This window comes from Acidovorax facilis (assembly GCF_023913775.1).
Lineage (GTDB): Bacteria > Pseudomonadota > Gammaproteobacteria > Burkholderiales > Burkholderiaceae_C > Acidovorax > Acidovorax facilis.
In genome coordinates this window covers 37,075-48,522 of the sequence record NZ_JAMXAX010000027.1, presented here as the reverse complement: position 1 = coordinate 48,522, position 11,448 = coordinate 37,075, and the positions used below count along the sequence as shown (strand labels likewise).

General features: G+C 65.3%; 10 protein-coding genes and 1 riboswitch. Of the genes, 6 read left to right on the top strand and 4 right to left on the bottom strand.

What is annotated here, in order from left to right:
- Positions 1–38: 38 nt before the first annotated feature.
- Positions 39–1,058, bottom strand: coding sequence for a TRAP transporter substrate-binding protein (locus tag NFX52_RS10770; protein WP_252635633.1), 1,020 nt, complete (start codon positions 1,056–1,058; stop codon positions 39–41).
- Between the two features lie 154 nt (positions 1,059–1,212).
- Here NFX52_RS10770 and NFX52_RS10765 point away from each other — a divergent pair, with 154 nt between their 5' ends.
- The 3 genes from NFX52_RS10765 (at position 1,213) to NFX52_RS10755 (ending at position 3,961) form a co-directional block, all read left to right on the top strand.
- Complete coding sequence (locus NFX52_RS10765) at positions 1,213–2,187, top strand: LysR family transcriptional regulator (protein WP_055401603.1); 975 nt, start codon at positions 1,213–1,215, stop codon at positions 2,185–2,187.
- A 115-nt stretch (positions 2,188–2,302) separates the two neighbouring features.
- Positions 2,303–2,788, top strand: a complete 486-nt coding sequence (locus NFX52_RS10760; protein WP_055401663.1) for a hypothetical protein — start codon at positions 2,303–2,305, stop codon at positions 2,786–2,788.
- A gap of 137 nt (positions 2,789–2,925) precedes the next feature.
- A riboswitch (FMN riboswitch) is annotated at positions 2,926–3,096 on the top strand.
- Positions 3,097–3,412: 316 nt separating this feature from the next.
- A complete protein-coding gene (locus NFX52_RS10755; protein WP_055401605.1) occupies positions 3,413–3,961 on the top strand; it encodes a 6,7-dimethyl-8-ribityllumazine synthase in 549 nt (182 codons plus the stop codon).
- A 94-nt stretch (positions 3,962–4,055) separates the two neighbouring features.
- On the opposite strand, the gene NFX52_RS10750 is transcribed toward NFX52_RS10755, so the two are convergent.
- The 3 genes from NFX52_RS10750 to NFX52_RS10740 form a co-directional block, all read right to left on the bottom strand.
- Positions 4,056–5,657 (bottom strand): methyl-accepting chemotaxis protein, encoded by a 1,602-nt coding sequence (locus NFX52_RS10750; RefSeq protein WP_055401665.1) that lies wholly within the window; start codon positions 5,655–5,657, stop codon positions 4,056–4,058.
- Between the two features lie 389 nt (positions 5,658–6,046).
- Positions 6,047–7,321, bottom strand: a complete 1,275-nt coding sequence (locus NFX52_RS10745; RefSeq protein WP_055401608.1) for a CaiB/BaiF CoA transferase family protein — start codon at positions 7,319–7,321, stop codon at positions 6,047–6,049.
- Positions 7,322–7,541: 220 nt separating this feature from the next.
- Positions 7,542–8,738, bottom strand: a complete 1,197-nt coding sequence (locus tag NFX52_RS10740; protein ID WP_055401610.1) for an acyl-CoA dehydrogenase — start codon at positions 8,736–8,738, stop codon at positions 7,542–7,544.
- 181 nt (positions 8,739–8,919) lie between these two features.
- On the opposite strand from NFX52_RS10740, the gene NFX52_RS10735 reads away from it, so the two are divergent.
- The 3 genes from NFX52_RS10735 to NFX52_RS10725 all read left to right on the top strand — a co-directional run bounded on the left by NFX52_RS10735 (position 8,920) and on the right by NFX52_RS10725 (position 11,399).
- The gene (locus NFX52_RS10735) at positions 8,920–9,885 is read left to right on the top strand and encodes a LysR family transcriptional regulator (protein WP_055401667.1); all 966 of its coding nucleotides are present in this window, start codon (positions 8,920–8,922) and stop codon (positions 9,883–9,885) included.
- Positions 9,886–9,965: 80 nt separating this feature from the next.
- On the top strand, positions 9,966–10,181 hold the full coding sequence (locus tag NFX52_RS10730; RefSeq protein WP_055401611.1) for a hypothetical protein: 216 nt from the start codon (positions 9,966–9,968) through the stop codon (positions 10,179–10,181).
- 339 nt (positions 10,182–10,520) lie between these two features.
- Complete coding sequence (locus NFX52_RS10725) at positions 10,521–11,399, top strand: DUF6279 family lipoprotein (RefSeq protein WP_055401613.1); 879 nt, start codon at positions 10,521–10,523, stop codon at positions 11,397–11,399.
- Positions 11,400–11,448 lie beyond the last annotated feature (49 nt).

The following is an 11,448-nucleotide window of genomic DNA, read 5'->3' as shown; positions in this document are numbered from 1 at the left end:
CGCAGCTGCAACCAGCTGCGCCCCGGGAGGCGAATCGCTTACTTCCCGCCCCGGGCCTTCGCCAGCTCGCCCATCATTTCGCTGGTGGTCTCTTCACCAAACTCCCTGCCGTACTTGGCCAGCACGGGCTGCAGCTTGGTGCGCAGCTTGGCCTGCTCGGCGGCGGGCAGCTCGGTGATCTGCATGCCGGCCTTTTTCAGCTCGCCCAGGGCGGTTTCGCTGAAGGCGCGGATGGTCTTGCGCTCGAACACCGTGGCCTCGCGGGCGGCCTCCTGCACGATCTTCTTTTCGTCGGCCGAGAGGCCATCCCAGGTCTTCTTGGACATGAGCAGCACCCACGCGCTGTACATGTGGCGCGACAGCACCAGGTGCTTTTGCACCTCATAGAACTTGCTGGCCAGGATGGTGGCAGGCGGGTTCTCCTGGCCGTCGACGGCCTTTTGTTCCATGGCGGTGTACAGCTCGGTGAACGGCATGGGCGTGGCGTTGGTGCCCAGCGCGTTGAAGGTGTCGAGGAACAGGGGGCTCTGGATCACGCGCAGCTTCAGGCCCGCCAGATCGTCGGCCGTGTTGATGGGGCGGCGCGAGTTGGTCACATGGCGGAAGCCGTTTTCCCAAAAGCCCAGGCCGATCAGGCCTTTGTCCGGCAGCATGGCCAGCAGCTTCTGGCCGAAGGGGCCGTCGAGCAGGGCGTCGGCTTCTGCCTCGGTGTTGAAGGTGAGCGGCAGATTCAGCACGCCAAAGGGCTTGATCAGCGACATCAGCGTGGACGAATCGGGAATCGTCATCTCCAGCGTGCCGCCGCGCAGGGCCGAGGTCATGCTCACGTCGTTGCCCAAGGCGCCGCTGGCGAACAGCTTGGCGTTCATCTTGCCGCCGCTCTTGGCCTGCAGGCGCTCGGCAAAGTGACGCACGGCCTGGGCCTGCGGGTGGTCGTCGCTCAGGCCAATGCCGACCTTGAAGGTGTGTTCCTTGACTTGGGCCGCGACGGGGGCGGCAAAGGCGGCCAGCAGCGTGGCAGCAAGCGCCAAGGATTTAGCGAGGGAATTGAATTGCATGGTGTCTTGTCTCCGTTGGAATGGCGGGGCCCCGCTGGCGAGGTCGTCGGCGTGTGCAGCTTTTTGGCAAGCCGTCTTGAACGCAAGGCGAAGGTTAGGTTTCGCGAACCCCTGGGTCCACTGAATGTTTTGCGACAATCCATTCCAAATGCTTATGAGTCCAGACGAATTTCCGGGTAAACCCTTGTCTTTGGCGCAGGCCTGCGCGCGGCTGCGCTTTCGGCATTTGCAGTTTCTGGACATCCTGGGCCGCACGCGCAACCTGCGGCTGACGGCCGAGCAGATGCACGTCACGCAGCCTGCGGCCACCAAGATCCTCATGGACATCGAGGAGATCCTGGAGGCGCGCCTGTTCGACCGCCTTTCGCGCGGCATGCGGCCCAACGAGTTGGGGCTCTTCACGCTGCGCTACGCCAGCGCGGCGCTGGATGGGCAGCGCAAGTTTGTGGACGAGTTCAACGCCCTCAAGCAGGGCGGCCATGGCCATGTGACGGTGGGCGCGATCACCGGCTCGGCCGCGCATGTGCTGGTGGCCTCGGTGGTGGAGCTCCAGCGCCTGCGGCCCCTGCTGGTCATCAAGATCCTGGAGCAGAGCAGCGACCAGCTCATCGCCTGGCTGGCCGAGCGCAAGATCGACCTGATGATTGGCCGCTTCACCACCGAGGACCAGCGCAGCCAGTTCCACTACGAGCACCTGTCCGCCGAGCCGCTGCATGTGGTGGGTGGGCAGCACCACCCGCTGCGCGGCGCCACCGACCTGTCGCTGACCGAGCTGGCCCACTGGCCGTGGATTCTGTACCCCGCCTCCACGGCGGTGCGCAAGGTGTCGGACGACCTGTTTGGCGGCGCGGGCCTGGCGCTCACGGCGGGGGTGGTGGAGACGCCGTCCTTCCTGTTTGCGCTGGAGCTGATGAACACCACCCACATGATGTCGCTGCAGCCCGCCGCGCTGATCCAGAAATACGTGGACCGGGGCCTGCTCTCGCGCATCCCCGTCGAGCTGCCCGACCGCATGCCTAGCTACGGCCTCATCACCCGGCTGGGCGAGCCGCCCACCCCTTCGGCACAGGCCTTTATCGATGTGCTGCGCGAGGCGGCGGGCGTGGCGCCGGACGCTTTGGGGGAGTGACCAGGCCTGCGCTATGCACGGCCTTTTTCGATAACCAATGGTTATTGAAAATCCAGGCTACCGGGCCCTGCCGTTATGCTCTGCGCCCTTTCCCGCCATCCAGACCTTTTTCTCCATGACCGACGCACCCGACACGCCCGACACCATCCAGGAACCCCGCTGCTGGAGCGATGGTCGCTGGACGGCGCAGGTCATCAAGAACGAAGACGACGATGGCTGGGCCGTGTCCATGACGCTGAAGGGCGAGGCCGAGCCCGCGCTGGTCGGCCCCTGGACCATGGGGCGTGACAAGAAGAACCCCAAGCCGCTCGATGTGTCGGCCTTCCACACCCTGGTCAAGACCGCGAGCGAGGTGGTGCGCCGCCATGAGCAGCAACTGCACGCGCAGCTGAACAAGAGCGTGCACATCACTACCGCAGACGGCCAGCGCCTGCGCGTAGCGCTGGCCATCGTGCCCGACGAGGAAGGCGCCACGGCCACGCTGAGCGCGCAGGACGATCTGGGTGAAGAGGTTGCCCGTGCGTCCGCGCCGCCCACCTTCAAGCTCACGCCCGCCAGCGCGGCGGCCTGGGCCGAAGGTGGGTTTCAGCGCGTGCGTTGAGCAGACCGCGTCAAAACGGCCGTGTGCAGGTCGCACAAGCCGCCACTGCCAGTGCAGGCAATCGCGTTCGCGACGGCGTGCCGCGCTGCTGCCACCTAAAATCCCATCCGTCGGCCCCGAATGACCTTCGGGGCCGACAGCGTTCTCAGGGCGGGGTGGAATTCCCCACCGGCGGTATTTGAGGGCTGAAAAGCCAACAAGAGCCCGCGAGCGCCTGCGGTGCCGTTCTTCGGAACAGGCCTGCAGGGTCAGCAGATCTGGTGCGATGCCAGAGCCGACGGTCACAGTCCGGATGAAAGAGATCGCGAAACTAGGGATGTCCTGCATAACCCTCGCGAGTCGGTGGTAGTGCGGATCGGGATGGGCCGCAAGGCGACTTTTTGCAGCCAACAGCGCGGCTATTGGCAAGAAAAGCAACGCAGCGGACCGCCCGAGACCGCGCTATCAAGGACCGCAGGGAGTTATGCAGGACATCCCTAGAGCACCCGCTATGGGTGGCTGGGCCCTTGGCGTTTGCCTGCGTGTTTTTTGCCCGCTCGCAAGCGCCGTGAGGCCTGCGCCGCCCTGTGCAGGCGCCGTGTTCGCGCGCGCCCTGATTCTGGTATGACCTGTTTTGAGGAACCCATGAATCAGTCTTCTTCACCTTCCGTTTCCCCCCTGGCCCCCGTCGCCGCACACCGTGGCGCCCGCGTGGCCATCATCAGTGCCAGCTGGCACCAGGACATCGTGCACCAGGCGCGCGACGCGGCCCTGGCCGAGTTCGACCGCCACGGCCTGCCCCCCGCGCAGGTGGCGCTGTTCGACGTGCCTGGTGCGTTCGAGATCCCGCTGTTGGCCCGCAAGCTCGCGCGCAGCGGGCGCTACGATGCCATCGTGGCCTGCGCGCTGGTGGTCAACGGCGGCATCTACCGCCACGAGTTCGTCACCACCGCTGTCATCGACGGCCTGATGCGCGTGCAGCTCGACACCGAGGTGCCCGTGATGTCGGCTGTGCTCACCCCGCGCGACTTTCACGACCACGAAGACCATGTGCGCTTCTTTCGCGAGCATTTCGTGAAGAAGGGCACCGAGGTGGCCCAGGCCTGCCTGCAGACCATGGCCTACCTGCGCAAGCTGGCCTCGCCCACGTTGGCCTCCGTGCAGCAGGCTTCGCCGGTGCTGGCAGAGGCCTGAGCCGATGGCTTTTTGATTGCTATCTTTTGGATAGCTTTTAGCGCTTGATGGTAAAGCGCTAGAGGTCGATTTGGCCTGGAATTTCTGCGCCGCCTCAGCCAGCGGCCAGACGGGGCTGGTGCGGCCCGGGCACTGGCAAGTGGGCGCGTGTGGGGGCGCTGGCTTCGGTGTCCGCCAGTCGGAACACCGCCACCGCCTGCACCAGCTGCTGCGCCTGCACCTTCAGGCTGTCGGCAGCTGCCGCGCTCTGTTCGACCAGCGCCGCGTTCTGCTGCGTGGCTTGGTCCATTTCGGTGATGGCGTCCCCCACCTGGGCCACGCCTGCACTTTGCTCGCTGCTGGCGGCGCTGATCTCGCCCACGATGTCCGTCACACGGCGGATGGCGCTGACCACCTCGCTCATCGTGGCGCCCGCCTTGTCTACCAGCGTGGTGCCCAGCTCTACGCGCTCCACGCTGGCGTGGATCAGGGTCTTGATCTCCTTGGCGGCGTCTGCGCTGCGCTGGGCCAGGTTGCGCACCTCGCTGGCAACCACCGCAAAGCCCCGGCCCTGCTCGCCCGCGCGGGCTGCTTCCACGGCGGCGTTCAGCGCGAGGATGTTGGTCTGGAAGGCGATGCCGTCGATCACGCTGATGATGTCGGAAATCTTCTTGCTGCTGTCGTTGATGCCTTTCATGGTGGTCACCACCTCGGCCACCACATCGCCGCCCTGCACGGCCACGGTGCTGGCGTTCACGGCCAGCTGGTTGGCGGTGCGCGCGTTTTCGGCATTGGCCTGCACGGTGGAACTCAACTCCTCCATCGACGCCGAGGTTTCTTCCAGCGCGCTGGCCTGCTGCTCGGTGCGGGCGCTCAGGTCGTTGTTGCCCTGTGCGATTTCGGTGCTGGCGGCGGCCACGCTGTCGGCGTTGTTGCGCACATTGCTCACCACGTGCGACAGGCTGATATGCATGTCGTGCAGGGCATTCAGCAGCAGGGCGATTTCGTCCTTGCCCTGCACTTGCCGTGCCACGGTGAGGTCGCCGCTGGCCACGGCCTGCGACACGCGCACCGCGTTGTCCAGCGGGTTCACTACGGTGCGGCTGAAGGCAATGGCGCCCGCAATGCCCAGGGCGCACACCACCAGCATCACCACCAGGCTGATGGTGGTGGCGCGCTGCGCTGCTTTGGCGGCGCGCTCGGCCACTTCGCTGCTGGCCTTGGCGATCAGGCCACCGGCCTGGTCCAGCAGCTGCGAGGGCTCGCGGTCCATGCCCGCCACGGCCTTGTCGCCCGCCTGCGGGTCGTGGTCGGCGGCCTTGAAGGCCTCAAACCCCTTGCGGTAGGCCGCGCCCATGCGTTCGTGGGCCTGGGAAAACTGCTGCACGCGTTCACGGCCTTCGCCGGGGGGCAGGGCGGCGATGAGCTTTTGCGCCTCGTCCTTGATGGCCTTTTCCTGCTTTTCAAACGCTGCCCAGTAGCGCGTGAGCTGGGCCGGGTCCTTGCCGCGCAACAGCACGTTCTTCCACTCCTGCACCTGCACCTTGAAGTTGTTGAGCATGTCCGCCGCCATGCGCTCGTGCTCAAAGCTCTGGGCCACGGTGGTCTGGTAGGTGTCGAGCGCCTGGTTCAGGCGGCTGATGCCAAACAGCGCCGCCGCAAACAGCAAAAGCAGCGACACGGTGAAGGCAAGGGGGAGCTTGAGGCTGAGCTTCATGGAGAACTCCTGTGGGGTCCACGATTCGCCGCTGGGGCGGTGCAAGGTGCATGCGGCCCAGCCCGACATCCTCCGTAGGTTGCGGCGGCTGTCCTACTGTGCCTTTCGTCTCGGTCAACCAGCGCGTGCTGTGCGCCGCGCCGGAGAGATTCCCGCTGCCATTATGGAGAACTGTGTAATTTTTTGTATATGCCTTTTTTGCCGAGGGGCAAGCACTGGCGGGCGCCGCGAGCCTCTTGCGTTGTTCTCAAATTGATAGCTATTGGAGTTTGATGGATAAGCGCCAGTGCCTGATTGGATTCAGGCAGCGAAAACAAAACGGCCTTGCCGGTCAGGGCAAGACCGTTCCATGGCGAGGCGTCGCGCAGGCCGATGCCGTGTGGGTCTGGCTACAAAACCCCGCTGGCCCGCAGCGCCGCAATGCGCGCTGGGTCCAGCCCCATCTCGCGCAGCACTTCGTCGGTGTGCTGGCCCAGTGCAGGCGGGGCGTTGCGCAGCACCGGTGGCGTGGCCGACAGGCGCAGCGGGCTGGCCACGCCGGTGATCTGCTGTACGTTGTCGCTGGCGGCCTCGCCGTCCTTCCAGCGCGGCAGCGTCACGGCCAGGCCACGGGCCTGCACCTGCGCGTCGTCAAACGCCTGGGCGATGGTGTTGATGGGGCCGCAGGGCACGGCCTTGTCTTCCAGCAGCGTGATCCAGTCGGCCGTGGTGCGCGTGCGGGTCACGGCCTCCATGGCGGGGATCAGCTCGGCGCGGTTTTGCACGCGCAGTGTGTTGGTGGCATAGCGCGGATCGTTGGCCCACTGGGGCTGGTTGGCTGCGGCGCAAAAGCGCTGGAACTGCCCGTCGTTGCCGATGGCCAGCAGCATGTTGCCGTCCTGCGTGGGGAAGTCCTGGTAGGGCGCGAGGCTGGGGTGGTTGTTGCCCATGCGGCCGGGCGCCTTGCCGGTGGCGAGGAAGCCCGAGGCCTGGTTGGCCAGCACGGCCATGCCCACGTCCAGCAACGCCATGTCGATGTGCTGGCCCTGGCCGGTGCCATTGGTGGCGTTGTCACGCACATGCAGCGCGGCCAGGATGGCGTTGCTGGCATAGAGGCCGGTGAACAGGTCGATCACGGCCACACCCACGCGCATGGGGCCGCCGCCGGGCAGGTTGTCGGCCTGGCCAGTGATGCTCATGAGGCCCGTCATGGCCTGCACCATGAGGTCGTAGCCTGCACGCTCGGCGTACGGGCCGTCTTGGCCGAAGCCGGTGACGGAGCAGTAGATGAGGCGCGGGTTGAGCGCGCGCAGGCTGGTCTGGTCCAGGCCGTATTGCTTCAGGCCACCGACCTTGAAGTTCTCCACCACGATGTCGGCTTCCAGCGCCATCTGCTTGATGAGCGCCTGGCCTTCGGGCGAGGCCATGTCGATGGTCACCGAGCGCTTGTTGCGGTTGCAGGCGGTGTAGTAGCTCGCTTGGTTCGTGTCGTTGCCCTCTGCGTCTTTCAAGAAGGGCGGGCCCCACTGGCGCGTGTCGTCGCCCACGCCGGGGCGCTCCACCTTGACCACATCCGCGCCCAGGTCGGCCAGGATCTGCGTGCACCACGGGCCTGCGAGCACGCGGGAGAGGTCGAGCACCTTGATGCCCGCGAGGGCGCCAGCGTTGGGGGAGGGTGTGGTCATGGAGGAGTGGTTTACTATTAAATTGATAGCTGCTTGCGCTTATCTATCAAGCGCTAGCAGCCAAAAATACTTGAAATGTGCGTATGAGAACCCCGTTTAACTCCCTCTCCCCTCGCGGGAGAGGGTGGGGGAGAGGGGGCGATCAGGCACACCGCATGCGCCGCTGCCCCCACTCCCCCGGCCCCTCTCCCGCGAGGGGAGAGGGGAGTTGGTGCAGGGCTCAGTTCGCGAACGCCGCAATGCCCGTCTGCGCACGGCCCAGAATCAACGCATGCACATCGTGTGTGCCTTCGTAGGTGTTCACCACTTCCAGATTCACCAGGTGGCGGGCCACGCCAAACTCGTCGCTGATGCCGTTGCCGCCCATCATGTCGCGCGCCAGGCGGGCAATGTCCAGCGCCTTGCCGCAGCTGTTGCGTTTGATGATGGAGGTACCTTCCACGCTGGCCGTGCCCGCGTCCTTCATGCGGCCGAACTGCAGGCAGGCCTGCAGGCCGATGGCGATCTCGGTCTGCATGTCGGCCAGCTTCTTCTGGATGAGCTGGTTGGCAGCCAGGGGGCGGCCGAACTGCTTGCGGTCCAGCGTGTACTGGCGGGCGGTGTGCCAGCAGAACTCGGCCGCACCCAGCGCGCCCCAGGCGATGCCGTAGCGCGCGCTGTTCAGGCAGGTGAAGGGGCCCTTGAGGCCCTGCACTTCAGGGAAGGCGTTTTCTTCAGGCACGAACACGTCGTCCATCACGATCTCGCCGGTGATGGAGGCGCGCAGGCCCACCTTGCCGTGGATGGCGGGGGCCGTCAGGCCCTTCATGCCCTTGTCCAGCACAAAGCCGCGGATGGGGCCCACGGCGCCGCCTTCGGACACTTCCTTGGCCCAGACCACGAACACGTCGGCCACGGGGCTGTTGGTGATCCACATCTTGCTGCCCTTGAGCTTGTAGCCGCCATCGACCTTGTAGGCGCGCGTGGCCATGCTGCCGGGGTCGGAGCCGTGGTCGGGCTCGGTCAGGCCGAAGCAGCCGATCCACTCGCCGGTGGCGAGCTTGGGCAGGTACTTCTGCTTTTGTGCTTCGGTGCCGAATTCATGAATGGGCACCATCACCAGCGACGACTGCACGCTGGCCATAGAGCGGTAGCCCGAATCCACGCGCTCCACCTCGCGGGCGATCAAGCCGTAGGCCACATACGACAGGCCAGGGCCGCCGTACTGCTCGGGGATGGTGGGGCCCAGCAGGCCCACTTCGCCCATCTCACGGAAGATGCTCACGTCCATCTTTTCATGGCGGAAGGCGTCCAGCACGCGGGGTGCCAGCTTGTCCTGGCAGTAGGCGGCGGCAGCGGCCTGGATGGCGCGCTCGTCGTCGGTCAGTTGCTGGCTCAGGAGGAAAGGGTCATCCCATTGAAAAGCGGCGTGGGCCATGTGTGTCTCCAGGTCGGAAAGAGGGGGAAGAAAAGAAACGAATCTGGAACGCATCGTAGGCCTTGGGCTAGTGGCCCGCAAGCGAGTTCTTTTCATCCAGATATGCTTTTGTGGAATGTATGAAATACTTGCCGCAGACTGCCTCAATGGCTGGTTTTCTTTCCACAAGTTCCTCTTCATCATGCGTCGCAACATTCCGTCGACCCAGGCCCTCGCGTGCTTTGAGGTCGCCGCCCGCCACGAGAGCTACACCCGCGCTGCGCAGGAGCTGTCGCTCACGCAAAGCGCCGTGTCCCGCCAGATCCAGGCGCTTGAAGAGTTTCTGGGCGTGCAGCTGTTTCGCCGCACGCGCCACGGCGTGGTGCTGACGCCTGCGGGCGCCCACTACGGCCGTCAGGTGGCGCGCTGGCTGCAGGGCCTGGAGCGCGATACGCTGGACGTGATGGCCCACCAGGGCGAGGGTGGCACTCTGTCGCTGGCCGCAGTTCCCACCTTTGCCACGCGCTGGCTCATCCCACGCCTGCCGCTGCTGGCGCAGGAGCATCCGGACATCGTGGTGCACATCGACACGCAAACGCGGCCTTTTCTGTTTGCCGACACCACCTTCGATGCCGCCTTGTATGCAGGCACCCCCGAGCAGGTCGCCAACTGGCCCGGCGTGCAGGCCCTGCTGCTCATGCACGAAGACGTGGTGCCCGTGTGTTGCCCCCGCCTGCTCGAATCCGCCGCGCCCCGGGGCCGCGGCCGCGCCCACCAGCCGATCGCTGCCGAGGCGCTGGCCGACCTGCCGCTGCTGCAGCAAAGCACACGCCCCTATGGCTGGCGCCAGTGGTTTGATGCGATGGGTGTGGATGCCCCGCATGCGCTGGATGGCCCGCGCTACGAGCTGTTCTCCATGCTGGCCGTGGCCGCCACGCATGGCATGGGCGTGGCGCTGATGCCGCCTTTGTTGATCGAGGCCGAACTGGCCAGCGGCGAGCTGGTGGTGGCCTGCAACCGCCCGCTGCGTGGCGAGCGTGCCTACTACCTCATCAGCCCCGCGCAAGCCCAGCCGCCGGTGTTGGGGGCGTTTGCACGGTGGCTGCAGGGCATGGCAGCGGCGGCAGGCGGAGTGCCGCCGGTCGCCGGGGCAGACGGCAAGGGATGACGCGCTTGCATCCGCCCAGGGGCTGAACTAATCTGGTGGCGCTGGAGTCTGTCTGCGCATACCGATCCGGGAGTGACCCCATGACCACCTACCATGCCCCGCATTTCGACCCCACCGTGGACGAGATCGAGACCCTCAAACAACTCGAAATGGGCCAAGTCATTACGTTGCCCCATGCGCTCAAGGACCACGTGTCTGGCCGCCTGCTCGAATGGGGCTTCATCACCAAAGGCTCTGGCGGCGAACTGGCCATTACGCCCAGCGGTCGGCAACTGATTCGCCGACAAGACAACTAGCTTGGTGTTGCACGCTATCCGGCACTTGAAACCGCGTCTTTTCGACCAGGGCTGCGTTGCAAATCCGCGCGATACCTACGGGTATCGCTGTGGTTTGCGCCTTGCCCTGGCCAAAGAATCCATCGGTTTTCAATGTGCCGTCAAGCATGCAACACCACACTAGCCCCAAGGCGCCGCAGAGCGCCCCCGATGGATAGGTCACACCGCCGCCTGCTCCACAGTGCCGGAGCTGTCGCCAATCCTCGCGCAGTTGGCGGGGTATTGCAGCCCGCAAATTTCGCCGTGCAGCATTGGCCCTATCCTGCCTCTCTTGCTTTCCTTTCTTCACGAGGAGCTTCTGTGCGCGCACCGTCCCTGATTCGCAAAGCACTGTGTGTTGCCACCCTGGCGGCATGTGGTCTGCTGTTGCAAGGCTGCAGCACTGTCAAGCTGGCCTACAACCAGGTGCCGCACCTGGCCTACTGGCAGCTGAACAGCTACCTCGGCCTGTCAGAAACCCAGACCGAGCGCGTGCGCGACGAACTGGGCGACCTGCACCAGTGGCACCGTGACACCATGCTGCCCCGGCATGCCGAGCTGCTGCAAAAAGTACAGCAACAACTGCCATCCGCCATATCGCCCGGCCAGGCCTGCCGCACCTACGACGCGGTGCGCACCCAGATCGACAAGGTCATCGCCCAGGCCGAACCCAAACTGGCCTGGCTGGCCGCCCAGCTCACCGACACCCAGATCCGCAACCTGCAAAAGAAGCAGGCCGACAGCAACGCCGACTGGAAGAAGGAATGGGTAGATATCACGCCCGACAAGCTGCGAGAGCAGCGCTTCAAGCAGCTCTTGTCCCGCGCCGAAGGCTTCTACGGCGCCTTGGACGAATCGCAAAAATCCGCACTGCGCACCTTCATCGCCCAGTCGTCCTTTGACCCACAGCGCACCTATGCCGAACGCCTGCGCCGCCAGAAAGACCTGGTGCAGGTGCTGCAGAAAATCGCCGAAGACCGCACCAACACCGACCAGGCCCGGAGCCTGCTGCGCGGCTACCTCGCACGTTTTCAAACATCGCCCGACGCGGCCTACCAGCGCTATGCGCAGGCGCTGGTGGAAGAGGGCTGCGAAGGCTTCTCTAACGTGCACAACGCGATGACGGCTGCGCAGCGGTTGAAAGCAGTGCAGTCGGTGAAGGGGTATGAGCAGGACTTTCTGGTGCTGGCGGCGCAGTGAGCGTTGGACGGTAGAAATACGAACAAGAGATGAACAAAAGGCCGCGTTG

Bases quoted from the DNA above. Each gene is read 5' to 3' on its own strand.
- NFX52_RS10735 (WP_055401667.1), top strand. From the start codon at position 8,920: ATGCGTCGCAACATTCCGTCGACCCAGGCCCTCGCGTGCTTTGAGGTC.
- NFX52_RS10745 (WP_055401608.1), bottom strand. From the start codon at position 7,321: ATGACCACACCCTCCCCCAACGCTGGCGCCCTCGCGGGCATCAAGGTG.
- NFX52_RS10760 (WP_055401663.1), top strand. From the start codon at position 2,303: ATGACCGACGCACCCGACACGCCCGACACCATCCAGGAACCCCGCTGC.
- NFX52_RS10730 (WP_055401611.1), top strand. From the start codon at position 9,966: ATGACCACCTACCATGCCCCGCATTTCGACCCCACCGTGGACGAGATC.
- NFX52_RS10770 (WP_252635633.1), bottom strand. From the start codon at position 1,058: ATGCAATTCAATTCCCTCGCTAAATCCTTGGCGCTTGCTGCCACGCTG.
- NFX52_RS10740 (WP_055401610.1), bottom strand. From the start codon at position 8,738: ATGGCCCACGCCGCTTTTCAATGGGATGACCCTTTCCTCCTGAGCCAG.
- NFX52_RS10750 (WP_055401665.1), bottom strand. From the start codon at position 5,657: ATGAAGCTCAGCCTCAAGCTCCCCCTTGCCTTCACCGTGTCGCTGCTT.
- NFX52_RS10765 (WP_055401603.1), top strand. From the start codon at position 1,213: ATGAGTCCAGACGAATTTCCGGGTAAACCCTTGTCTTTGGCGCAGGCC.
- NFX52_RS10755 (WP_055401605.1), top strand. From the start codon at position 3,413: ATGAATCAGTCTTCTTCACCTTCCGTTTCCCCCCTGGCCCCCGTCGCC.